This is a genomic window from Dietzia sp. MNB45 (genome assembly GCF_051994785.1).
Lineage (GTDB): Bacteria > Actinomycetota > Actinomycetes > Mycobacteriales > Mycobacteriaceae > Dietzia > Dietzia kunjamensis.
Genome location: NZ_CP163397.1, coordinates 3,053,380 through 3,077,136, shown reverse-complemented (window position 1 = coordinate 3,077,136; position 23,757 = coordinate 3,053,380). Strand labels below are relative to the sequence as shown.

Here is a 23,757-nt window from a genome sequence, read left to right as displayed (position 1 = left end):
CGGGGGACGTGCGCGGAAACGGTCTTCTCGTCGGGGGCCCGCCGCAGTGTGCCGGGCGACTACTCGGCGTTGAGGATCTTCTCCATCTGCGCGACGTAGATCGCGTCCAGGGCGCCGGCCGCGGTCGGCAGGACGGGGTCCGCCGCCGGGTCGTCGCCGCGGGCCGCGTACTCGACACTCACGGTGGTGTCGCGGGCGAAGCCGTGGATGGCGATGGCCCGGCTCAGTGCGCGCGTGCCGTCCGGCCGCGTCGTGATGAAGTCGCTGGTGACCCGGAAGCCCTCGGTGCCGTCGATGGCCGGGGCGTCGGTGACGGTCATGTTCAGCTCGACGTTCGGGTTGGCGACGCTGCGCGAGGTGGTGCACGCCTCGTAGAGGGAGCGGTCCATGAACTCGTCGAGCCGCTCGCCCACCATGCCGATGCCGAAGCGGTGCTCGGTCTCGTCCTCCTCCGACTGCTTGTAGCGGACGGCGGCGGTCACCCCATCGGTGGTGGCGTGGTTGGAGACGGTCTCCAGGCGCGAGACCTTGTCGCACGCCGGGTCCTCCATGAGCTGGCGGCCCTGGTCGGCGACGAGCTTGTCCACCGCCTCCTGCAGCAGCTGACGGTCGACGACCTGGACGACGCCACCACCGGGCGCCTCGCCCTCCGACAGGACGAGTTCCTCCACGGGCGCCTGCGGCGCGGACTGAGCCACGGTCTCCGAGTTCTGGGTCTCGCTCGTGGGCTCGCCGCCCCGGGGGTCCTCCTCGTCCGACGAACAGGCCGTGAGAGCAGCCGCGGTGGCCAGCGCGAGGCCGGCGATCGCGACGCGGCGGGGGGTGCTGGTGCGGAGGCGCATCTCTCTCCTTTGTCTTTCGGTTACCCCTCATAGTGCCACCGGGTCGGTCGGTTCTGTGCATCAAGTCCGCGCGCGCCGCCGCCCGGTGATCGACGCCGACCGCCCCGGGGGGCCCGAAGTCGGGGGCGGCGCCCGGGCGGGAGGAAGCAGTGGAAATCGCCGGGTGGGACTAGCCTTGGTCCGTCACCGGACGAGCCCGATCGGCACCCGGACGACCACCCCGACCCGGAAACCTACCCGGAAATAGGACAACGCTATGGACCATGACGGTGTGGACGCCGTGCTCTTCGACCTCGACGGGGTCATCACCCCGACGGCCGAGAAGCACATGCAGGCGTGGAATCGGATGTTCACCACCTACTTCGACGCCCGGGGGATCGACCCGTACTCGGATGAGGACTACTTCCGTTACATAGACGGCAAGCCGCGGGTGGAGGGCATCGCGTCGATGCTCGCCGCGCGGGGCCTCACCCTGCCCGAGGGCGACGACGACGACGAGGCCGGTCCCGACGCGGACACGGTCCACGGGCTCGGTCTGCGCAAGAACGTGATCTTCCGTGAGCTGCTCGACGAGGGCATCGAGGCCTACCCCGGGTCGGTGGCCTACCTCGACGCCCTCGACGCCGCCGGCATCGCCTCCTGCGTGGTCTCCAGTTCCAAGAACGCCGAGGCCGTGCTCACCGCGGCCGGACTGCGGGACCGTTTCGAGGTGATCGTCGACGGACTGGTCGCCGCCGCCGATTCGATCCCCGGCAAGCCCCGCCCCGACACGTACCTGCGGGGTGCCGAGCTGCTCGGTGTGCCCGCGGACCGCTGCGTGGTGATCGAGGACGCCGTCTCCGGAGTGCAGGCCGGCGCCGCCGGCGGGTTCGCGCGCGTGGTCGGTGTGGACCGCGGAGCCGGGCGTGAGACCCTGCTCGCGGAGGGCGCCGACCTCGTCGTCGTCGACCTGGCCGAGCTCATCCCCGGACTGACGGAGGCGAACCGGTGACCCGTATCCCCTTCTCCCGAGGACCGGTCCACGACACCGTCGGCCAGTCCGTGCCCGGCAACATCCGCACCACCTACGGCGTGAACCTCCGGAGCCACCTCGAGGTCCCCGAGATCAACCGCTCCACCCACCCCGCCGACCCGTGGCGTTGGGTCGAGACCCGTCCGAACGCGTCGCCGCTCGGGGTGTCCGAGACGCAGTTCGCGGTGGCGAACGGCTACCTGGGCATGCGTGGCAACCCGGAGGAGGGGCGCGACTCCGCCCAGCACGGCACCTTCGTCAACGGCTTCCACGAGACGTGGAACATCCAGCACGCCGAGGACGCCTACGGGCTCGCCCGCGAGGGCCAGACGATGATCCAGGCCCCCGACACCAAGACCATCCGCATCTACGTCGACGACGAACCGCTCCGGCTATCCGTGGCCCACCTCGAACACTACGAGCGCAGCATCGACTTCCGGGACGGGGTGCTCCGTCGGGAGATCGTGTGGCGCACCCCCGCCGGGAAGAAGGTCGTCATCCGCACCAGCCGGATGGTGTCGATGGTGGAGAAGCACCTCGCGGTGATGACGTACGAGATCGAGCTCCCGGACGAGCCCGCCCCCGTGGTGATCTCCTCGCAGGTCCTCAATCGGCAGGACGGCGAGGACGAATACCATTCCTCGGCGCAGGACGCCCCGGCAGAGGGCTTCGACCCCCGCCGCGCCGAGGGACTCGAGCACCGGGTGCTCGAGCCCCAGGTCACCGAGGACCATGGCGGGTACCACGTGCACGGGTACCGGTGCACCAACTCGGGCATGACGATCGCCGTCGCCGTGGACCACCTGCTCGAGACCGAGGACGACGTGGCCATGAGCCACGAGATCGACGACGACTCCTCGAAGATCGTCTACCACGCCCACGTCACGCCGGGACGGGTACTCAGGCTGACCAAACTGGCCGCGTACCACACCTCCGAGGTGGTTCCCGCGAGCGAGCTGGCGGACCGGTGCTCGCGCACCCTGGGACGGGCCCGCGTGCGTGGGGTCGAGGACCTGCACCGCACCCAGCGGGACTGGTACGACCACTTCTGGGATCGTGCCGACGTCGAGGTGGAGGGCCCCGCGGAGACGCAGCAGGCCATCCGGTTCAACCTCTTCCAGCTGGCCCAGGCCTCGGCACGGGCCGAGTACAACGGCATCGCCGCCAAAGGCGTCACCGGTAGTGGCTACTCCGGCCACTACTTCTGGGACACCGAGACGTACGTCCTGCCGTTCCTGACGTACACCATGCCGCGGTTCGCCCGGAACGCCCTCCGCTTCCGCTACAACATGCTCGACAAGGCGCGGAACAGGGCCAAGTACCTCTCCGTGAACGGCGCCCTCTACCCGTGGCGGACCATCAACGGTGAGGAGGCGTCGGCCTACTACGAGGCCGGCACCGCCCAGTACCACATCAACGCCGACATCGCGCACGCCATGGTCAAGTACATGTGGGCCACCGAGGACCAGGACTTCATGATCCGCGAGGGCGTGGACGTGCTGGTCGAGACCGCGCGGATGTGGGTCTCGCTCGGCTTCTTCGACGGCGACGGAATGTTCCACATCCACGGTGTGACCGGGCCGGACGAGTACACCACGGTCGTGGACAACAACCTGTTCACCAACGCCATGGCCCGGTTCAACCTCGTCGCCGCCGCGATCGCCTGCAAGCGGATCTCGGAATTGGGCGACGGCCAGTGGGAGGCGGTCTGCCGGCGGCTCAAGCTGCGCGACGACGAGACCAGCGAATGGCGGCGTGCCGCCGAGAACATGGTCATCGCGTTCGACGAGGAGCTGAAGGTCCATCCACAGGACCAGGACTTCCTCGCGAAGGAGGTCTGGGACCAGGACCTCGAGGATCCCCGCCGGCCGCTGCTCCTGCACTTCCACCCGCTGGTGATCTACCGGCACCAGGTCCTCAAGCAGGCGGACGTGGTGCTGGCGATGTTCCTGCGCGGCGACGAGTTCACCGAGGAGGAGAAGCGGGCGAACTTCGAGTACTACGACCCGTTGACCACCGGCGACTCGACGCTGTCCGCCGTGGTCCAGTCGATCATCGCCGCCGAGATCGGCTACTGCGACGAGGCCTTCGAGCACTTCTCCAAGGCGCTCGTGGTGGATCTGGCCGACGTGCACGGCAACGCCGCCGACGGCATCCACGTGGCCTCCACAGGCGGGGTGTGGTCGGCCCTCGTCAGCGGGTTCGGCGGGATGCGCGACTACCGGGGTGAGATCTCGTTCGACCCGCGGGTGCCCGCGGAGTGGACGGGACTGACCTTCCGGCTGACGGTGCGGGGTACGCACGTGCGGGTGCGGTGCACGCACACGGAGATCACCATCGAGAACCTCAACGGCGCCGATTTCGCGTGCTCGGTCCAGGGCCAGCCGGTGACCGTGCCGGCGGGGCGGACGATGTCGATGGAGCTCGATGCCCGGGCCCGCGTCTGCCTGCCCTGCGTCGACGCGGGCTGAGCGCCGCCCCCGCCGATGCCCACCTACGCGCCCCCTTCGGCTTGCGCGTTCGGAATGCCCGACCTGAGGCCGGGTGCGCGCCTGGAAGGGTCCATGGGGGACGCGTAAGTCGGGGCGCGGGGCCTGCCCGGGACTGTCGGGGCCGCGGGGCATGTCCGGCCGGGACTGTCGGGGCCGCGGGGCGCGGGGCCTCATGCCGCCGAACCGGCGGCCCGCCGCGCATAGGCTTCCCGCACCTGGTCGAGGATCTCCTCGCGCCGGTGTCGGAACAGTCTCCGGTCGAGCACTATGACGATCCAGCCGGCTGCCTGCAGGCGATTGCGTCGGTAACGGTCCTTGGACTGTTGGACGGGATCGTCGTGGTGGGCCCCGTCGTACTCGACGGCGATCCGCGCCACCGGGTCGGCCAGGTCGAGCCGGCTCCCGAGCCCCGGCACCTCCACCTGGGGCTCGAAAGACGTGAATCCGGCGGCACGCAGGAACAGGCGGGTCTCCGTTTCCCTGGGAGACTCGCTGCGGGGATGCGCGTCGGCGAGCACACGCCTGGCCCGAGCGACCCCCCACGCGCCGGCGCCCGCAGCGACGTCTTCCTCCAGTTCGCGCTGTGCGTATCCCCGTCGATAGAACGCTTCGACTGCGAGCACACCGCTCAGGTGGTCGCTGAATCTCGCCAGGTCGAAAGCGGTCCTGCGACGGGACGTGACGCGGACTCCCCGCCGGACCTCGATCGCCGACGGGGGAATGGTGTAGCGACGGATCCGGAGGCCACTGCGGGTCCGGCCGACGGGGCCGACGCAGAGCTCCGGTACGGCGTCGTCTGGCGGGGCGATGCCGTGCATGACCGCGGCAGACCAGCCGGTGAGCACGGCATCCGGGTACAGCCGGGAGTAGGCGACCGATAGGGTCTCGAAGTTGATCGGGTGGCTGGTCGGCAGCCAGAGTTCGTCCGCGATCTTGACGAAGTCGCGTTCGCGGCGCCGCCGGGGGAGGTCGGACAGTTCGCTGCTGAGGCGCGCCCGGGTGAGTACGGGGTGCACCGGGCCTCGGTGTGGAGTCATGGACCGCAGCATGCCAAGCGAGCAGGTGCGCGGTGGCCGTCGACGGGTGCCGGAGGCGCTGGCCTGTGGAGAGGGCTGCGGGTGTGGAATCCGGGCTCAGGGCGGGAGAGCTTCTCGGGAGTGGCCGCACGCCAGGGCCGGTTGATCGGGCGGCCTCCGGCGGGTGCGCGTGGGGAATGGACCGATCCGGGCGCGCACCGGGGCCGATTGCGGGCAGAGAGAGCGCGTAAGCCGAAGGGGGCGCGCAAGCGCAGGGCGGGTGAGCGGCAGGAATCGCCAAGGTCGCAGGCTTCCGGGGACGCGTTGGGCGGGTGCGCGTGGGGAATGGACCGATCCGGGCGCGCACCGGGGCCGATTGCGGGCAGAGAGGGCGCGTAAGCCGGAGGGGACGCGTGAGTCGGCCGAGCCGAAGGGGGCGCGTGAGTCGGCCGAGCCGACGGGGGCGCGTGAGTCGGCCGAGCCGAAGGCGCGGACCGGCGGGGTCAGGCGCGGCGGGTCAGCGGGGGCGGTCCGGCTGGACCCGGAGGGCGTGCAGCGACGTGGCCAACCCGTCGTACTGCGCCACCAACTGAACCAGCCCCACCAGTTCGGACGAGCCGAGGTGCGACGAGAGCCCGGCCCACGTGTCGGCGGAGATGTCCTTGGTCTGCACCAGCTCGTCGACGGCGGTCAACAGCACACGCAGCCGGTTCGGCCACCCCGCGGTGGCGGGGTCGGCTGTCGTGCGGGTGATCTCGTCGTCGTCGAGACCCACGCCCGCGCCGATCCGCTCGTGGTGGGCCCGCTCATACGCGCTGCCCCGCAGGTGCGCGACGCGCAGGATGACCAGCTCGGTGGTGCGGCGGTCCAACACGCCGAACGGCATCATCATCCCGGAGTAGGCGAGCCACGCGGGGAAGAGCCGGCGGGCGTGGCCGAGGGTGGCGAAGAGGTTCACGTCGCGCGAGCCGGTGACGCGTGCACCGAGCCGGTTGACGGCCCAGCCGAACGGGCCGAGCTCCCGGAAGCCGCCGGGCCGGATGCGGGGGACCTGCGCGGCGGTGCCGTCGTGGCTGTCGCTGCTCTCGTGGGGCTGGCTCATGGCCGTCAGGGTAGGCCAGCGGTCCCGCCGGGGGCGGACGGTTGGTCGAGGAGATACGGCGAGAGCGAGGACCGGTGGGCGTCCACCCGCAGCGCGTGGTTGAGCGGCGGGAAGGCCCGCTGCGGGCACGCGGGGCGGTCGCACATGCGGCAGCCGGAGCCGATCTTGGTGGCGGCGTCGACGTCGTCGAGGTCGAGGCCCTGCGCGTACACGGTCCGGTGGGCGTGGCGGGCCTCGCAGCCCAGGCCGATGGCGAACGTCTTGCGCGGCTGACCGAAACGCATCGGACGGGTGGTGACGGTGCGCGAGACCCACAGGTGGAGGCGGCCGTCGGGCATCTGCGCGACCTGCCGCATGATCTTGCCGGGGAACGAGAACGACTCGTAGATGTTCCACAGCGGGCACGTGCCACCGGAGGTCGTGAAGTGGAACCCGGTCGCGGACTGCCGCTTGGACATGTTGCCGGCGCGGTCGACGCGCACGAAGCTGAACGGCACCCCGGCCGCGCCCGGTCGCTGCAGGGTCGACAGGCGGTGACACACCGTCTCGTAGCCGGTGGCGTGGAAGGCCATGAGCCGCTCCACGTCGTAGCGGAAGTCCTCGGCGGTGTCGAGGAAGCGCTGGTAGGGCATGAGCACGGCGGCGGCGAAGTAGCTGGCCAGGCCGCGCAGCGCGAGCGCGACGGCGGCGGGGGAGCCGAACGAGCCCTCCTCGACGAGGCTGTCGAGCAGGTCGCGGTGCTCGAGGAAGGCCAGCTCGGAGGCCACGCGGAACGCCTGCTGGCCGGGCGTGAGGTGGGCGGACAGGTCGAGACGGCGGTCCGCGGTGGAGTAGCGGTGCCACAGCCCGTCGGGCAGGTCGACGCGGCGGGCGATGCGGACCCCGTGGGCCTCGGCCAGGCGGTGTTCGAGCTCGGCGCGGACGTCGCCACGGTTGAGCCGGATGCGGGTGGTGAGATCCTCGGCGGCGGTGTCGAGGGAGTCGATGTAGTTCTGTCGTTGGTAGAAGTAGTCCCGCACCTCCTCGTGCGGCATGGACAGCACCGAGCGGTCGACCGAGGTGTCCGGGACGTTGCGGGTTTCGGTCAGCGCGGCGAGCAGGTCCGCGGAGTTGCGGTAGCGCTGGTGCAGGAGCATGAAGGCACGGGCGAGCGCGGGGTGCGCGCGGACGAGGTCGACCACCTCGGCGGCCGGGACCTCGGCGGAGAGCTGCGTGTCGGTGAGCGCCTCGGTGACCGCCGCGATGAGCCGGGTGTCCGAATCCGAGGCGAAGAACGCGGAGTCCACGCCGTAGACCTCGGAGATCTTCACCAGGACCCGGGAGGTGACGGGGCGGGCGTCCTTCTCGAGTTGGTTGAGGTACGACGACGACAAGCCGAGCGACTGCGCGAAGGCGGCCTGGGTCAGGCCGTTCTCCTCGCGCAGTCGGCGGAGTCGCGATCCCATATGTGAGGCCGTCATCGGCTTTCCCTCCGAGGTCCGTGGCGAGCCCCACAATCTTCGCAAACTTTGCAAAGAAGGCAAAGAAACTCGCCACATTCGCACTTGTCGCAGGTAGACGCGCTGCCCGCCATGTGGCATTGTGTCTCCCGTAAGGGGCCGTAACTCGCAAGAGTGCGAATCCGGACCCGCCCCCGAGACAGAAAAGAGTCGCGATGTCGAACATCGGCAAGGCACGTACCGCTGAAGAGATCCAGCAGGACTGGGACACCAACCCCCGCTGGAAGGGCATCACCCGCAACTACACGGCCGAGCAGGTCGCGGAGCTGCAGGGCACCGTCGTCGAGGAGCACACCCTCGCCCGTCGTGGCGCGGAGATCCTCTGGGACAAGGTCAACAACAAGGACTTCGTCAACTCCCTCGGCGCCCTGACGGGTAACCAGGCCGTCCAGCAGATCCGTGCCGGCCTCGAGGCCGTGTACCTCTCCGGCTGGCAGGTCGCCGGCGACGCCAACCTCTCGGGCCACACCTACCCGGACCAGTCGCTGTACCCGGCCAACTCGGTCCCGACCGTCGTCCGCCGCATCAACAACGCACTGCTGCGTGCCGACGAGATCGCCCGCATCGAGGGCGACACCTCGGTCGAGAACTGGCTCGCCCCGATCGTGGCCGACGCCGAGGCCGGCTTCGGTGGCGCCCTGAACGCCTACGAGCTGCAGAAGGCCATGATCAACGCCGGTGCCGCCGGTGTGCACTGGGAGGACCAGCTCGCGTCGGAGAAGAAGTGCGGCCACCTCGGTGGCAAGGTGCTGATCCCGACCAACCAGCACATCCGCACCCTGACCTCGGCCCGCCTCGCCTCGGACGTCGCCAACGTGCCGTCCGTGATCATCGCGCGCACCGACGCCGAGGCCGCGACCCTCATCACCTCCGATGTGGACGAGCGTGACCGCCCGTTCATCACCGGTGAGCGCACCGCCGAGGGCTTCTACCACGTCAAGAACGGCATCGAGCCGTGCATCGAGCGCGCGAAGGCCTACGCCCCGTTCGCCGACATGATCTGGATGGAGACCGGCACCCCGGATCTCGAGTACGCCAAGAAGTTCGCCGAGGGCGTCAAGGCCGAGTTCCCGGACCAGCTCCTGGCCTACAACTGCTCGCCCTCCTTCAACTGGAAGGCGAACCTGGACGACGAGACCATCGCCAAGTTCCAGAAGGAGCTCGGCGCGATGGGCTTCAAGTTCCAGTTCATCACCCTGGCCGGTTTCCACTCGCTCAACTACGGCATGTTCGATCTGGCCCACGGCTACGCCCGCAACCAGATGACGGCGTTCGTCGAGCTGCAGCAGCGCGAGTTCAAGGCCGCCGAGGAGCGTGGCTTCACCGCCGTCAAGCACCAGCGCGAGGTCGGCGCCGGTTACTTCGACCGCATCGCCACCACGGTCGACCCCAACACGTCCACCGCGGCGCTGAAGGGCTCCACCGAGGAGGGTCAGTTCCACTGACCACCGGTCGACCCACACGGTCGACGCAGTAGCAGCGTGAACACACCGGGGGCCGCGGCCGTCTCGACGAGGCGGCCCGGCCCCCGGTGGTGTCTCCACCCTCAAGTTCCCTCCTCCCGAAGGACCCTGGACAGATGAACAGCTCCCGCGACGGCGCCGACCCGGGGCGGATCACCCGCGTCGGCGTGGTGGGCGCCGGACAGATGGGCGCCGGCGTCGCCGAGGTGTGCGCCCGCGCGCATCTCGACGTCCTCGTCTGGGAGTCCACCCGGGAGCTGACCACCAGCGGCCGCGCCCGCATCCTCGACTCCCTGGACCGGGGAGTGTCCTCCGGCAAGATCACCGCCCGCGAACGTGAGCAGGCCGCCCTGCGGTTGCGTTTCACCACCGACCTCGGCGACTTCGTCGACCGGCAGCTGGTCATCGAGGCGATCGTCGAGGACACCGACGCCAAGACCGCCGTGTTCCGCGAACTCGACGCGGTCGTCACCGACCCCGACGCCGTCCTGGCCTCCAACACCTCGTCGATCCCCATCATGAAGCTCGGCACGTGTACCGCCCGGCCCGAGCGCGTGATCGGTATGCACTTCTTCAACCCGGTTCCCGTGCTCCCGCTCGTCGAGCTGGTGAGCACCCTCGAGACCGGGGCCGCGGCCCGGGACAGGGCACAGGCGTTCGCCGAGCAGGTCCTGGGCAAACAGGTCGTCCACTCCGCCGACCGCGCCGGGGCCGTGGTCAACGCCCTGCTCGTGCCATACCTGCTCTCCGCCATCCGGATGGCCGAGTCCGGGTTCGCCACCCCGGAGGACATCGACAAGGCCATGGTCCTGGGCTGCGCCCACCCCATGGGGCCGCTCACCCTGGCAGACCTCGTCGGCCTGGACACCATCAAGGCGATCGCCGACTCGATGTACACCGAGTTCGCCGAGCCGCTGTACTCGCCGCCGCCGCTGTTGTTGCGGATGGTCGAGGCGGGCAGGCTCGGCAAGAAGAGCGGCCACGGTTTCTACCGCTATGACGCGCCGCGGGCGATGGCACGCGCCGCGCGCTGAGATCATGTCGTCGTCGTCGTCGTCGTCGTCACAGCCACCGTCGTCGCCCACGCCGCCGCACCTCGAACCCGCCCGCGCCTCGTCCGTCCTCGGGTACCCGCGCATCGGCCCGCGCCGCGAGCTCAAACGCGCCCTCGAACGGTACTGGCACGGTGACGGGACCCGGGCCGAGCTGCTCGCGACCGGCCGCAGACTCCGCGACGCCACGTGGCACGACCTGCGCGCTGCGGGCATCACGCAGATCCCCGGCAACACCTTCTCCTTCTACGACCACATCCTCGACGACGCCCTGCTCATGGGCGCGGTCCCCGCGCGGTTCCGCGAGCTCGTCCGCGACCTCGGCCCCGTCGACACCGTCTTCGCGCTCGCCCGCGGCCGCGCCGACGTGCCGCCGCTCGAACTCGTCCCGCTGCAGGGCACCTCCTACCTGTACCGCCAGCCGGAGTTCGACGAGTCCTCCGAGCTGGGGCTGCGGCCGGACGAGCTGCTCGCGGAGGTGGCGCGGGCGCGCGAGCAGGGGTTCGAGATCAGGCCCGTCGTCACCGGCCCGGTCTCGCTGCTGCTGCTGAGCAAGGCGGCGCCCGACGCCGCGCCGGGATTCGCGCCGATCGACCTGCTCGACCGCCTGCTCACGGAGTACGAGGCGCTGCTGGGCGTCCTGGCCGGAGCCGGCGTGACGTGCGTGCAGTTCGACGAGCCGTGCATGACGATGGAACGCACCGCCGACGAGATCACGGCGTTGCGCCGTGCCTACGACCGGCTGGCGGCCGTGACGACGCGACCGCGCATCCTGGTGACGGGGCAGTACGGCGACCTGGGGGAGGCGCTGTCGGCGCTGGCCGCGACCGGCATCGAGGCGATCGGCCTGGACCTCGTGTACGGGCGGCGGTCGGCGGCGGACCTCGCGGCCGTGCCGGCGCTGCGCGGCAAGCGTCTCTACGCCGGTGTCGTGGACGGCCAGAACGTGTGGCGCACCGACAAGTTCGCCACCCTGGACTACCTGCGTGACCTGCGGGCCGTCTTCCCGGACGTGGTGGTGTCGACCTCGTGCACGCTGCTGCACGTGCCGTACGACGTGGCCGCCGAGACCGACCTGCCCGCCGAGCTCGCGGACTCACTGGCGTTCGCCGAGCAGAAGGTCGCCGAGGTGGTCTCGCTCGCGCACGCCCTGGTCGACGGCCCCACACCGCGCTGGCGCCGGTTGCCGGTACTGCCCAGCGCGCGCCGCGACGACGTGCGGGCGAGGACCGCCCGGGTCGACGACGACGACAAGGTCCGCGTCCCCTACGCCGAGCGGGCTGCCCGGCAGGCCGACCGGCTCGGACTGCCCACGCTGCCGACAGCGACGCTGGGCTCGTTCCCGCAGACGCGGGAGATCCGGCGTGCCCGCAGGGACCTGGCGGACGGGCGGATCGACTACGACAGGTACTGCGACTACCTGCGCGCCGAGATCGCCTCGGTGATCCGGCTGCAGGAGGACATCGGGCTGGACGTGCTGGTGCATGGCGAGGTCGAGCGCAACGACATGGTGCAGTACTTCGCCGAACTGCTCGACGGGTTCGCCGCCACCCGCAGCGGCTGGGTGCAGTCCTACGGCTCGCGCTGTGTGCGGCCGCCGATCCTGTACGGCGACGTGGCCCGACCCGCGCCGATGACCGTGGAGTGGACCGGGTACGCGCAGTCGCTGACCGACCGGCCGGTGAAGGGGATGGTCACCGGCCCGGTGACGATGCTCGCGCGGTCCTTCTGCCGCACGGACCTGGCACTGCCCGAGGTCGCCACGCAGCTCGCGCTGGTGGTGCGCGACGAGGTGGCGGACCTGGAGGCGGCGGGGACGGCGATCATCCAGATCGACGAACCCGCCATCCGGGAACTACTGCCGCGCCGCGGCGCGGACCGACGCGCGTACCTCGACTGGGCGGTGGGCACCTTCCGCCTGGCCTCGGCCGGGGCGCGACCGGACACCCAGATCCACACGCACCTCACCTACTCGTCTTTGCGGGAGATGAAGGCGGCGATCGAGGGACTCGACGCCGACGTCACCGCGATCGTCGCGACGCGGTCGATCGAGTGGGTACTGGAGGCCCTGGAGGATCACACACTGACCCGTCAGGTCGCGCCCGGGGTGTACGAGTCACGGTCGGGGTTCGTCCCGGACATCGACCTGCTGCACTCGAGGCTGCTCCGGGCGGTGGACGCGGTCGGGGTGGACCGCGTGTGGGCGGTGCCGGACGGGGGGCTCAAGAGCCGTTACACCTGGCAGTTGGAGCCGAGCCTGCGCAATCTGGTCGCCGCCGCGCGGCGGATCCGACGGGCGGTTGCCCCGGATCCCCGGGGTTCCAATAAGATCGGACACAGAACAAGTCTCGGGTCACGGGCCCGGGATCGGTAGTTGAGAGAAGAGGACGACATCATGGCCGGTCAGACGCTCGAGCACACTGGTGCCGCCATCGTCGAGGAGTACTACCCGTCGTACGCGACGGAGGTCGCCCCCACGTACCCGCTGTACTCGACTACGATCTACCTGGGTTCGGTGATCATCCTGCTGAGCATGAGCATGCTGGGCCTGCCCATCACCGCCATCGGGTACTACACGGAGAACGCCGGGGTCTCCCTGGGGCTGGTCATCGCGGCGGTCGTGGCGACCACCGCCGTCTTCCTCCTCGGGCTGTTCATCTGTATGTACGGCTTCCGTAAGCACGGCCGCGAGGACGCACACTGACGGTCGACCCGGTCGTGGGTGCCGGCGCGCCCGCTCTCAGGGCGGGCGACCCGGCGACCGACGCCGAGCGGAGGTCAGCCCTCCGTCGTATGAAGATGGTCGCGACGGGGTTCCTCGTCGTGGCCGGACTGGTCTATCTGGTCGCGGAGTACGCGCTACACAACGGCGCCGACCCCTGGGTGGGTTACGTCCGCGCCGCCGCCGAGGCGGGGATGGTCGGCGGGCTGGCCGACTGGTTCGCCGTCACCGCCCTGTTCAAGCACCCGCTGGGGATCCCCATCCCGCACACCGCGCTCATCCGCAAGAAGAAGGACCAGCTGGGCACCTCCCTCGGCGGGTTCGTGGGGGAGAACTTCCTCGACCCCGAGATGGTGAGCGAGAAGGTCCGCGGCGCCCGCATCCCCGAACGCGCCGGTGAGTGGCTGGCCGAGGACGACCACCGCGCGATGGCCTCGGACCAGGCCGCCAAGGCCATCCGTGCCGTTCTGGCCGTGCTCCGTGACGACGACGCCGTCGCGATCATCGAACGCACCATCGTCTCCCGCATCGCCGAGCCGGAATGGGGGCCGCCGGCCGGTCGGATCCTCGCCGAGCTCCTCGACGAGGGACGCCACCTGCCCCTGATGGACCTCATGGCCGACCGCGCCCACGGCTGGGTGGAGGCCAACCCCGAGACCATCGACCGCTGGGTCCGCGAGAAGGCCCCCACGTGGGCGCCCCAGTTCGTCAACGAACTGCTCTCCGAGCGTGCCTACCGCGAGCTGCGCGAGTGGACCTGGCAGATCAAGGTCGACAAGCAGCATCCCGTTCGGGTGGCGCTGATCGGGTTCGTCGAGGACTTCGCCCGCGACCTCCAGCACGACCCGTCCACCATGGCCAAGCTCGAGACGTTCAAGCACGAGGTCATGGGCCGCGACGAGGTGCGCCGCGCCGCCGGATCGGCGTGGGCGGCCGCCAAGCGCATGATCGTCGAGGCCACCGAGGACTCCTCGTCCACGCTGCGGGTGAAGATCGACGATCTCCTGGGCCGCCTGGCCGACATGCTCGTCGGGGACGAGAAGATGCGGGCGCGCCTCGACGACTACATGACCCGCACCGCTCGCTACGTCGCGGAGAACTACGCCGGCGAGGTCACCTCGATCATCTCCGAGACCGTCGAACGGTGGGACGCCGACGAGGCCTCCGACAAGATCGAGTTGCTCGCGGGCAAGGACCTGCAGTTCATCCGCATCAACGGCACGGTCGTGGGGGCCCTGGCGGGGCTCGTCATCCACACCACCACCGAGCTCATCTTCTGAACCCGGCCCGAGTCTGATCCCGACCGGCCTGTGTGACCCATCGCACCGCATCGCCGTACACATAGCGCTTGCTGTAGCAAGCACTCGTTGCTAGCGTTGGGGTCAGGCGATGAGAGACGGACGCCGGAGGGAGGTGACTCCATGGCCGCACAGAGTGGACACACACACGACGAGGCTGCGGAGAGCACCGGAGCACAGGTCGATGAACCGACCGCCGCAACCCTCGCGCGTCGCAACAAGCCGACGGGTGAGGTGCCGCGTCACAGCGACCTCACCTCGCACGGTGAGGACGACAAGCGTTCGTCCGAGTCGCAGGACATCGGGTCGTTCATCCGCGCCCAGCGGGAGGCCGCCGAGGTGTCCATCCGGCAGCTCGCGGAGCGTGCCGGCGTCTCCAACCCGTATCTGAGCCAAATCGAACGCGGGCTGCGCAAGCCGTCCGCCGAGGTCCTGGGTCAGATCGCCCGAGGTCTGAGGTTGTCCGCCGAGGTGCTCTACGCCCGCGCGGGGATCCTCGAACTCAAGCAGGGGAGTCCGGTGAGGGATGCGATCCTCACCGCCCCGGACCTCACAGAGCGACAGAGGGAGGTGCTCGTGGAGATCTACGAGTCGTTCCGAGCGAACAACGCAACGGCAGCCGCCCAGGTCGTCAACGTTCCCTGAGGGAACTCCGGACGACGGCCCGCAGGGCCACGTGACACCGCACAAGAGAACACCCGCACGACACCACCGAGGAGTCAAAATGGCCGACAAGAAGCCCACTTCCAAGAAGAGCGCCGCCGAGGCCGCCGAGCAGCAGGCCAAGGGCGAGGCCGTCAAGGAGCAGGCCCTGGAGGGCCCGCTCGGTCAGGCCATCGCCGCCGTGCGCACCCCGGTCTACGCCTACGTCGGGGTCAACGACCTCGCCATCCAGGCCGTCTCCGGCATGGTCGCGGACCTGCGCCGTCGCGCCGAGGAGGCCGTCACCGAAGCGCAGTCCAAGGTCACCGAGCGCGTGGCCGAGGCGCAGAACCGCATCAACGAGCGCGTGGCCGGAGCGCAGACCCGCGTCACCGAGGTCCAGCACCGCGTGAACGAGGTTCCCGAGCGCGTCCAGGCACTGCCGGCCGAGGTCGAGGAGCTCGTCACCCGGTTCCGCCCGGAGGAGCTGCGCAAGGTCGCCGACGCGTACGTCCAGGTCGCGGCCGGGATCTACGGTGGCCTCGCCGCCCGCGGTGAGGACGTCGTGAGCCGGCTACGCGAGGAGAACCCGCAGCTCGAGGCCGGCCTGGCCCGAGTCAACGAGCAGGTGGCCCGCGCCGCCGGCGCCGTCGAGGAGCAGGTCGAACTGGGCGAGGACGCCCTCGGCACCGTCGCCCGCCAGACCCGCACGATCGGTGTGAAGGCGGCTGGCCGCGTCTCCAAGAGCGCCCGCCGGGCGGCCGAGACCGCCGGCGACGCCGCCGACTCGGCGGCCGAGCGGGTCGATGAGGTGGCCGAGCGCGTCGACAAGACGGCGGGCAAGGCCGCCGACAACGTCGACAAGGCCGCTGGCAAGGCCGCCGACCGCGTCGACGAGGCCGCCTCCAAGGCGTCCGCCGAGGTCGCTCGCGGCACCGCCGAGGTCGAGGCCCGCACGGCCAAGAAGGCACCGGCGAAGAAGGCTGCCGCCAAGAAGGCCCCGGCCAAGAAGGCGCCCGCCAAGAAGGCCGCCGCGAAGTCGACGACCACCAAGGCCACGGCCACCCCGTCGTCGACGGGTGCGGCGACCGCCGACAAGCCGGCCGCGACCAAGCCGGCCGCCGGTAAGCCCGCGGCGTCCAAGCCCGCCGCCACCAAGTCGACTGCTGCCAAGCCGGCCGCCGCATCGGCCGGGGGCGATTCGGACGCCCCCACGCCGATGGAGCTCGCGGACAACGATCCCGCGCTGACCACCGCGGACACCCCGTTGCCCCCCGCCGGCACCGACCGCGTCTGATACAGCGGCACCTGACGCCCCGGCCCTCCTTCTCCGGAGGGGCCGGGGCGTCGTGCGTTGCGGTCCGCCGCAGGGGCCGGGCCGGGATCTGGACGCCGTGAACATGGTCATACCGCGGTGACATGAGTGCCGACTACACTGGGCCGCGTGATTGACACTCTTCCCGGGACGTGGGGCATGGTCCAGCTGGCTATCCAGGGCGCGCTCGTCGTGTGGGCCCTGGCGGGACTGGTGCTGGCAGTCCTCCCGCCCGCGTCGGCGTACTCGATCGAGGGCAAGTGGCCCAAGCCCGCCTGGATCGGCATCTGCGCCGTGGCCGCCCTCATGTTCGCGATCCGGCCGTTCGGCTTCCTCAGCATCATCGCGATGGTGGCAGTGGGTGTGTTCTTCGCCGACGTCCGGCCCGCTGTCGGGGGACGGCGCAGGTGACACCACCGGAGGCCGACGGGTTCCAGCGGATCGAGGAGCTGGCCGAGGACTCCGGCACCACGGTGCGCAACATCCGCGTCTACCAGCAGCGGGGACTTCTCCCGGCCCCCGTCCGCAGGGGCCGCACCGCGTTCTACGGGCCCGGCCACAAGAACCGACTGAACCAGATCCTCCGGCTGCTCGACCGTGGCTACACGTTCGCCACCATCGAGGAGCTGTTCATCGCGGAGCGCCACGGCTTAACGCTCTCCGAGCTGCTGAACTCGGACGCCGTCCTACCGGAGCGACGCTCGAGCGGCACCCGCCGCCGCCTCCCTCGTGGCGGCGTGGAGGCCGTCGCGGGTTTCGAGTTCGCCGAGGAACTCCTCGACCAGGGATCGGCCATCGGCCTGGTCAGTGAGCCGAGTGCGGCCGACCATTTCTTCGCGGACCGCTACATGTACGAGCTGTTCCGCGAACTCATCGTCCTCGGGGTCGGTGAGGAGGGGATCGACAAGATCGGTCGCCTGTTCCTCAAGGGGCAGAGTACGTCGGCCGAGGCGCTCGACATCCTGGTGGAGACGATGCGCGACGCCGGGATGGACCAGTCCGTCATCATCAAGAGGGTCAGGGGGATCATGCCCCGGGCCGGCGCCGCCGCCCGCCTGATCTTCCTCTCGGCGGCCGAGACCCTGCTCAGCGAGCGGCACGGCTTCCCCAAGGGCTGACCTCCCCGGGAGCGGACCTCCCAGGGGAGCTGACTTCCCCGGGAGCGGACCTAGGTGAACACGACGGTGCGTCCGCCGTGGACCAGCACCCGGTCCTCGAGGTGCCAGCGCAGCCCCTTGGCCAGGACCAGCTTCTCGGCGTCGCGCCCCTGCCGGACCATGTCCTTCACCGTCGCCGTGTGGTCCACGCGGATGACGTCCTGCTCGATGATCGGCCCCTCGTCGAGGTCGGCGGTCACGTAGTGGCAGGTCGCCCCGATCAGTTTCACGCCGCGGACATGCGCTTGGTGGTAGGGGCGGGCGCCCACGAAGCTGGGCAGGAAGCTGTGGTGGATGTTGAGGGCACGCCCGGCCCACTTCGTGCAGAGCTCGTCCGGCAGGACCTGCATGAAGCGGGCCAGCACGATTCCGTGCGGGTCGATCTCGTCGACGATCGCGGCGACCTCCGCGAATGCCGGGCCCCGCTCGGCGGGGTCGGCCGGGAACGGCACGTGGTGGAAGGGCGCACCGTGCGACTCGGCCATGCCGCGCAGGTTTTCGTGGTTGCCGATCACGGCCCGGACCCGCGCAGGGTAGTCACCGCTCTCCACCCGACCCAGCAGGTCGTGGAGGCAGTGCCCCTCCTTCGAGACCAGGATGACGACGTCCTTCGGCTCGGAGGAGTCCGAGATGTGCCAGTCGGTCTCCGGGCCCAGTTCGGCTGCAACCCGCTCGAAGCGGCGCCGCAGTTCGTCGATCTCCATGCCGATCGACTCGGCGCTCACGGACTGGCGGGTGAAGAACCAGTTCGAGTCCTCGTCCGCGTGGTAGGCCGCCTCCGTGATCGTCCCGCCCAGCTCGGCGAGGAAGGTGGCGATCCGGGCGACGATACCGATGCGGTCCGGGCAACCCAGGGTGAGGACGAAGCGACGTGACATGAGTGCCCATTGTGCCAGCAGGGATGACGGGCGCCCCCGCTAGGCTGGCCGGCATGGACGCCACTGCGACGAACGAGCTGACCCGCGCCCGGGTCGCCGCCATGATCGACCACACCCTGCTCTCCCCCGACGCCTCCCGCGACGACGTCCGGGCCTGCGTCGACGAGGCCCGCGAGTTGGGAGTCAAGGCCGTGTGCGTGAGCCCGGCCATGCTCCCGGTGCGGGGTGAGGAGCTCGTCGTCGCCACGGTGGCCGGTTTCCCCTCCGGCAAGCACCACTCGCTGGTCAAGGCGATGGAGGGCAGGCTCGCGGTGGACCAGGGGGCCCGTGAGGTGGACATGGTGATCGATGTGGGCGCCGCCATCGCCGGACTGGTCGACGAGGTCATGGCCGATGTGCTGGCCATGCGGGATGCCGTGCCGCCGCCCGTGGTCATCAAGGTGATCGTCGAGACCGCGGCCATCCACAAGGCGCTGGGCGAGGAGGCGGGCGACGAGCGGATCGAGGCCCTCTGCCATGCCGTCGCCCGGGCGGGGGCCGATTTCGTCAAGACCTCCACCGGTTTCCACCCTGCCGGCGGCGCCAGCGTGCGCGCGGTCGAGGCCATGCACCGGGCGGTGGGCGGCCGGCTGGGCATCAAGGCCTCGGGCGGGATCCGTGACGCGGATGCCGCCCGCGCGATGATTGCCGCGGGCGCGACCCGCCTCGGGCTGTCGGGCTCCCGCGCGGTGCTGGAGGGCTTCCCCGAATAGCCGCGTCGCCCGTCGCCCGTCGCCCGACTGCCGACCGTCCGACTGCCGACCGTCCGACTGCCGACCGCCCGGGATCAGCCCGTGGTCAGCACCATCTTGCCGGCGGTCCGACCGGTCTGGCCGCGACGATGCGCCTCGGCGGCCTGCTCCAACGGGAAGACCTCGGCGATCGTCGCCCGGAGCGCACCCTGTTCGACGAGCTCGGTGATCGAGACCAGGTCGTGGCGCGAGGAATCCACGAGCATCCGGACCGCACGCACCCCCAGCTCCTCGGCCTCCCGGAAGAAGTCGCCGGACCCCACGGGCAGGATCGACACCACGATCCCGCCGGGGCGCAGCGTCCGCAGGGAGTCGAGGGACGTCTGACCGCCGATCGTGTCGAGCACGGCGTCCACGTCGCTGACCGCCTCGGCGATGTCGACGTCGTGGTAGTCGATCGCCTCGTCGACGCCGAGCTCGCGCAGGAAGTCGTGCTTGGCGGCGCTGGCGGTGCCGATCACGTATGCGCCGCGGGCCTTGGCGATCTGGACGGCCACGTGCCCGACCCCGCCGGCGGCGGCGTGGATGAGCACCCGCTGGCCCGGCTGGATGTCGGCGTACTCGACGAGCGCCTGCCATGCGGTCAGCGACACGAGCGGCAGGGCGGCGGCCTGCACGTGGTCGAGGGAGGCGGGCTTGGGGGCGAACCAGGCCGCGGGGGCGGCGACGTACTCGGCGTGGGCTCCGTGCCCGAACGGGTACGAGAGCATCCCGAACACCTCGTCGCCGGGGGAGAAGCGGGCGACGCCGATGCCCACCTCCTCGACCACACCGGACAGGTCCCACCCGAGCACGAAGGGGGGCTTGCCGAGGAAGCCGCCGTTCTCACGGTGCTTCCAGTCGGTGGGGTTGACGCTGGCGGCCTCGACGCGGACGAGGACCTCGTTGGTGCGCGGGGTGGGGCGGGGGAGGTCGACGACGGCGAGGACGTCCGGCTCCCCGAGGGTGTCCTGGTGCACGGCGCGCATGGTGGTGTCGTTGCTCATGGACCCAGGGTAGGCAGATTCCGCGGTCGCCGGTCGGGCGCAAAGCGGCGGGGCGACGTCAGAGCCGGTGCAGCTCGACGTCACCCAGCGCGCCGCCGTCGATGGTCGCGGTCATGTAGGTGCAGTGCGGTTGGCGACGCCGGTCGGTCGGGGAGCCCGGGTTGAGCAGCCGCAGGCCGCCCTGGCCGGACGCCCTCGGCGCGGTGGTGTCCCACGGGATGTGCGAGTGCCCGAACACCAGGACGTCGGTGTCCGGGTAGGCCTTGGCCATGCGTGTGTCGCGGCCCGCGGACGCGCCGGCTTCGTGCGTCACCACCAGGCGCACGCCGTCGATCGTCTCGCGGGCCACCTCGGGCAGGCGCTCGCGCAGGTCCGGGCCGTCGTTGTTGCCCCAGCAGGCGATGAGTCGAGCCGAGCGTTCCTCCAGCGAGTCGAGGAACCCCACGTCCATCCAGTCGCCCGCGTGGATCACGATGTCCGCGGCGTCGACCTCGTCCCACACCCGGTCGGGCAGGTCGCGGGCCCGCGTGGGGACGTGGGTGTCGGCGATGAGCAGCAGGCGGGTGCCGGCGTCACTGCCGCCGGTGTCCCTGCCGTTCGAGACCCTGCCGCTCGAGACCCTGCCGTCCGCGTGAGGCGCAGGGGTCACTCGGTCGCCTCGAGCACGACATCCTGCCCGGCGATGTCGACGGTCATGCCGCCCGGCACCACCCGGACGCCGGTCAACTGGACACCCTCCGGCAGTTCGGCCAGCGCCGAGTCCATCATCGAGACGGTCCCGCCGAGGAACTCGGAGGGCAGCGGGAAGCCGAGAATCGACGCCTGCTCCGGCTGCATCTCGAGGTCGCCACCGATGAGCCGCGGCGTCACGACCGCCTCGGCCAGGCCGCTGATCGAGACGCGCAGGGTGCCGGCGGCGGGGTCGGCGATGATCTCCTGGACCTGGATCAGCCCGCCGAGCAGGGTGTCGCCGGCCGCGCCCTCGGACTGGGCGGCGGCGGACATGGTCTGCTCGGAGACGAACGCGGTCCCGGTCAGCGAGTCCACGTAGGTCAGGTCGCCTTCGGTGCGCACGCCGTCGGCCCGGATGTCGATCTGCGGTGCCGGGCCGGTCGCGCCGTCGGCCGCCGAGCCGTCGGTGGTGATGCGAACGGAGCCGAGGTTGCCGTCGATGTAGGACAGGATCACCGGGCGCGCGCCGAGTTCGACCTGGGCGGGCGACCCCAGGCTGGCGGTCACCTCGTCGCTCATGCGGTTCTTGATGGCGTTGCGCATGCCGAACTCGAGACCGACCAGGGCCGCGACGAGGCCCACGGCGAGAAGCGCCGCGATGAGCGCGATCAGCGGCCCGCGTCCCCGCCGGCTCCCGCCGTCAGCGCCGGATCCGCCCGAGCCGGGCCCGCCCGGGCCGCGCTCGGCCGTCCAGGGTCCACCCGTGTCGGAGGCGCCGGGGCCCTGCGAGCCGGTTCCGGAGGCTGCGGCGAATTGCTGCGTCTCGGCGTGCTGGACGCCGGGCCGGTCGTAGGCGGGGAGTCGCTGGGTGTCGTGCGGCTGCTGCATTCGTCCGATTGTCACCGATCCGGGCCGGTCGTGCAGTGCCCACGTCCCCGCCGCAGGTCAGCGGGCGGCGGTCCAGCGGCGCAGGTGCTGGTACTCGGCCTCGAACAGTCGGTCTAGGTGCCCCACGACGAGCTTCTCGAGCTTGCCGCCGAGCAGCGGAACCGACACCTTGACCTGACCGGAGACGGATTCGTGGGCCGCCCCGTCCCGGTGGACGGCCTCGGCGCCGCCGTCGATCATCCCGAGCCCACCGGCGGCCTCGGCGCGGGCCGATCCGGTGAACCGCTCGCCGTCGAAGTCGCCGAAGGTGCTGGTCCGGACGATCACCAGCTGCCCGGGCAGGACCTTGCGCGCCAGGTCGGGGATGTCGGAGTCGGGGATGTGCTGGGTGACGGTCACGGTGATCGTGTCGCCGGTGGTGGAGAAGTCGTCGAGGGTGTCCTCGGGGCTACCGACGGCGGCGATGCGGTCGCGCCAGAAGGCCTCGTCGCCGTAGGAGGTGAACACGTTCTCGACGTGCGTGTCGATACGTGCCGTGTGGGAGAAACGGGTCGCCATGGGGTCAGACCCTACAAGCCGCCGGTTACCCTCGGTCGTGTGAACCCGTCGTCGCCCGACCCCGCCGGCACCGCGCCGCACCCCGCGGGCACCCATCCACACCGTGTCGGCAGCGCGCCGCACCCCGCCGACCCGGTCGTCGCCCAGCTGTCCCACATCAGCGGCATCGACGTGGCGCCCGGTGCCCGCCTCGCGGACCTGACCACCCTGCGCATCGGCGGCCGCCCCCGCGCGCTGCTGGAGTGTGCGACCCCGGACGCGGTCGTCGCGGCGGTCCGCGCCCTGGACGCCGCGGACGTGCCGGTGCTCGTGTTGGGGGGCGGTTCGAACCTGGTGGTGGCCGGCGGCGACCTCGACCTGGTGGCGGTGGCGGTGCGCAACCGGGAGATCGACTACCTCGCCGGCCCGACCGAGGACCAGCTCGTCGTCCGCGCGGGCGCGGGCCTGACCTGGGACGATCTGGTCGCCGACACGGTCGCGCGCGGGTACGGCGGCCTCGAGTGCCTGTCCGGCATCCCCGGATCCGTGGGCGCGACGCCCGTGCAGAACGTCGGCGCCTACGGGGTGGAGGTCGCCCAGATCCTGCACCGCGTGCGCTGGTTCGACCGCGCCACCGGCGTCGACGAATGGGTCACCCCCGACGCCCTCGGCCTCGAGTACCGCACGTCCATCCTGAAGAACACCGACCGCGCCGTGGTCCTCGAGGTGGAGTTCCGCCTCGATCCCGCCGGACGCAGCGAACCGATCCGCTACGCCGAACTCGCCGGCCGCCTCGGTGTCGCCCCTGGTGACCGGACCGACCCGGCCGTGGTGCGGCGCACGGTGCTCGACCTGCGCCGCGGCAAGGGGATGGTGCTCGACGACGACGACTCCGACACCTGGTCCGCGGGATCGTTCTTCACCAACCCGGTGATACCCCAGGACGAACTCCCCACGGTGCGATCCCGGGTGGCCGCCAGGCTCGGCACCGCGCAGTCCGAGCACATGCCCGCCTTCTCCGCACCCGGGGGCGTCAAACTCTCGGCGGGATGGCTCATCGAGCGGGCCGGTTTCTCCAAGGGGCATCCCTCGTCGTCGTCACCCGCTCGTCTCTCCACCAAACACACGCTGGCGCTGACCAACAGGGGTCAGGCCACCGCGGACGACGTGATCGCGCTGGCGCGCGAGGTACGTGACGGGGTGCGCGAGGCGTTCGGGGTGGAGCTGCACCCCGAGCCGGTGTGGGTGGGCTGCCACATCTGACCGCGCTCGGCGCAGCCGCGCGACCCTGATTCCCCCCGCAGGCGCCCACCCTGGCACGCTGGAGCCCGACCTTTGTGGTCTGTCCCGCCCCGTGCGCCCGATCCGGCGCCGCTCGTCGTTGGAGAAGCCC

General features: G+C 70.8%; 22 protein-coding genes. 13 read left to right on the top strand and 9 right to left on the bottom strand.

Annotation, left to right across the window (positions count from 1 at the left end; translation table 11 throughout):
- Window positions 1-59: 59 nt before the first annotated feature.
- Window positions 60-842, bottom strand: coding sequence for a hypothetical protein (locus AB5G72_RS14795; protein ID WP_440220243.1), 783 nt, complete (start codon window positions 840-842; stop codon window positions 60-62).
- 256 nt (window positions 843-1,098) lie between these two features.
- Between AB5G72_RS14795 and AB5G72_RS14790 the strand changes: the two genes are divergently transcribed.
- Window positions 1,099-1,833: an HAD family hydrolase gene (locus AB5G72_RS14790; protein ID WP_256821132.1), complete on the top strand. Its 735-nt coding sequence runs from the start codon at window positions 1,099-1,101 to the stop codon at window positions 1,831-1,833.
- Window positions 1,830-4,325, top strand: coding sequence for a glycoside hydrolase family 65 protein (locus tag AB5G72_RS14785; protein ID WP_440220242.1), 2,496 nt, complete (start codon window positions 1,830-1,832; stop codon window positions 4,323-4,325). Before AB5G72_RS14790 ends, AB5G72_RS14785 begins: the two co-directional genes overlap by 4 nt.
- A 191-nt stretch (window positions 4,326-4,516) precedes the next feature.
- Here the strand turns inward: AB5G72_RS14785 and AB5G72_RS14780 are convergent, their stop codons facing one another.
- The 3 genes from AB5G72_RS14780 to ramB all read right to left on the bottom strand — a co-directional run bounded on the left by AB5G72_RS14780 (window position 4,517) and on the right by ramB (window position 7,924).
- Window positions 4,517-5,383, bottom strand: coding sequence for a DUF559 domain-containing protein (locus AB5G72_RS14780; protein ID WP_440220241.1), 867 nt, complete (start codon window positions 5,381-5,383; stop codon window positions 4,517-4,519).
- 496 nt (window positions 5,384-5,879) lie between these two features.
- Window positions 5,880-6,464: a carboxymuconolactone decarboxylase family protein gene (locus AB5G72_RS14775; protein WP_119192674.1), complete on the bottom strand. Its 585-nt coding sequence runs from the start codon at window positions 6,462-6,464 to the stop codon at window positions 5,880-5,882.
- Window positions 6,465-6,469: 5 nt separating this feature from the next.
- A complete protein-coding gene (ramB, locus tag AB5G72_RS14770) occupies window positions 6,470-7,924 on the bottom strand; it encodes an acetate metabolism transcriptional regulator RamB (RefSeq protein ID WP_440220240.1) in 1,455 nt (484 codons plus the stop codon).
- Between the two features lie 194 nt (window positions 7,925-8,118).
- On the opposite strand from ramB, the gene aceA reads away from it, so the two are divergent.
- The 9 genes from aceA (at window position 8,119) to AB5G72_RS14725 (ending at window position 17,573) form a co-directional block, all read left to right on the top strand.
- Window positions 8,119-9,408 (top strand): isocitrate lyase, encoded by a 1,290-nt coding sequence (aceA, locus tag AB5G72_RS14765; RefSeq protein WP_067717135.1) that lies wholly within the window; start codon window positions 8,119-8,121, stop codon window positions 9,406-9,408.
- 134 nt (window positions 9,409-9,542) lie between these two features.
- Window positions 9,543-10,460, top strand: coding sequence for a 3-hydroxybutyryl-CoA dehydrogenase (locus AB5G72_RS14760; RefSeq protein WP_067717132.1), 918 nt, complete (start codon window positions 9,543-9,545; stop codon window positions 10,458-10,460).
- On the top strand, window positions 10,423-12,852 hold the full coding sequence (gene metE, locus AB5G72_RS14755) for a 5-methyltetrahydropteroyltriglutamate--homocysteine S-methyltransferase (RefSeq protein ID WP_440220239.1): 2,430 nt from the start codon (window positions 10,423-10,425) through the stop codon (window positions 12,850-12,852). The genes AB5G72_RS14760 and metE overlap by 38 nt, the downstream gene beginning before the upstream one ends.
- Before the next feature lie 21 nt (window positions 12,853-12,873).
- The gene (locus tag AB5G72_RS14750) at window positions 12,874-13,182 is read left to right on the top strand and encodes a hypothetical protein (RefSeq protein WP_096906770.1); all 309 of its coding nucleotides are present in this window, start codon (window positions 12,874-12,876) and stop codon (window positions 13,180-13,182) included.
- 14 nt (window positions 13,183-13,196) lie between these two features.
- Window positions 13,197-14,480 (top strand): DUF445 domain-containing protein, encoded by a 1,284-nt coding sequence (locus AB5G72_RS14745; RefSeq protein WP_167507213.1) that lies wholly within the window; start codon window positions 13,197-13,199, stop codon window positions 14,478-14,480.
- 141 nt (window positions 14,481-14,621) lie between these two features.
- Entirely contained in the window at window positions 14,622-15,143 is a 522-nt protein-coding gene (locus AB5G72_RS14740; protein WP_096906772.1) for a helix-turn-helix domain-containing protein, read from the top strand.
- A 79-nt stretch (window positions 15,144-15,222) separates the two neighbouring features.
- On the top strand, window positions 15,223-16,437 hold the full coding sequence (locus tag AB5G72_RS14735; RefSeq protein WP_440220238.1) for a hypothetical protein: 1,215 nt from the start codon (window positions 15,223-15,225) through the stop codon (window positions 16,435-16,437).
- Window positions 16,438-16,584: 147 nt separating this feature from the next.
- Window positions 16,585-16,866 carry a DUF2516 family protein gene (locus tag AB5G72_RS14730; protein ID WP_067717117.1) on the top strand — a complete coding sequence of 94 codons (282 nt, stop codon included), beginning with the start codon at window positions 16,585-16,587 and terminating at the stop codon, window positions 16,864-16,866.
- The gene (locus AB5G72_RS14725; protein WP_440220237.1) at window positions 16,863-17,573 is read left to right on the top strand and encodes a MerR family transcriptional regulator; all 711 of its coding nucleotides are present in this window, start codon (window positions 16,863-16,865) and stop codon (window positions 17,571-17,573) included. The genes AB5G72_RS14730 and AB5G72_RS14725 overlap by 4 nt, the downstream gene beginning before the upstream one ends.
- 50 nt (window positions 17,574-17,623) lie before the next feature.
- Here AB5G72_RS14725 and purU read toward each other — a convergent pair whose 3' ends face one another.
- Complete coding sequence (purU, locus tag AB5G72_RS14720) at window positions 17,624-18,490, bottom strand: formyltetrahydrofolate deformylase (RefSeq protein WP_163376350.1); 867 nt, start codon at window positions 18,488-18,490, stop codon at window positions 17,624-17,626.
- Window positions 18,491-18,543: 53 nt separating this feature from the next.
- Between purU and deoC the strand changes: the two genes are divergently transcribed.
- Entirely contained in the window at window positions 18,544-19,242 is a 699-nt protein-coding gene (gene deoC, locus AB5G72_RS14715; RefSeq protein WP_440220236.1) for a deoxyribose-phosphate aldolase, read from the top strand.
- Window positions 19,243-19,316: 74 nt separating this feature from the next.
- On the opposite strand, the gene AB5G72_RS14710 is transcribed toward deoC, so the two are convergent.
- From AB5G72_RS14710 to AB5G72_RS14695, 4 genes are read right to left on the bottom strand one after another with little or no spacing between them, the layout of a single operon-like run.
- On the bottom strand, window positions 19,317-20,267 hold the full coding sequence (locus tag AB5G72_RS14710; protein ID WP_120286062.1) for an NADP-dependent oxidoreductase: 951 nt from the start codon (window positions 20,265-20,267) through the stop codon (window positions 19,317-19,319).
- A gap of 58 nt (window positions 20,268-20,325) precedes the next feature.
- Entirely contained in the window at window positions 20,326-20,916 is a 591-nt protein-coding gene (locus AB5G72_RS14705) for a metallophosphoesterase family protein (RefSeq protein ID WP_440220235.1), read from the bottom strand.
- A complete protein-coding gene (locus tag AB5G72_RS14700; RefSeq protein ID WP_154829818.1) occupies window positions 20,913-21,827 on the bottom strand; it encodes an LmeA family phospholipid-binding protein in 915 nt (304 codons plus the stop codon). Before AB5G72_RS14700 ends, AB5G72_RS14705 begins: the two co-directional genes overlap by 4 nt.
- A gap of 57 nt (window positions 21,828-21,884) precedes the next feature.
- Window positions 21,885-22,385 (bottom strand): DUF2505 domain-containing protein, encoded by a 501-nt coding sequence (locus tag AB5G72_RS14695; RefSeq protein WP_120286060.1) that lies wholly within the window; start codon window positions 22,383-22,385, stop codon window positions 21,885-21,887.
- Window positions 22,386-22,541: 156 nt separating this feature from the next.
- Here AB5G72_RS14695 and AB5G72_RS14690 point away from each other — a divergent pair, with 156 nt between their 5' ends.
- Complete coding sequence (locus AB5G72_RS14690) at window positions 22,542-23,627, top strand: UDP-N-acetylmuramate dehydrogenase (protein WP_440221511.1); 1,086 nt, start codon at window positions 22,542-22,544, stop codon at window positions 23,625-23,627.
- Window positions 23,628-23,757: the final 130 nt, after the last annotated feature.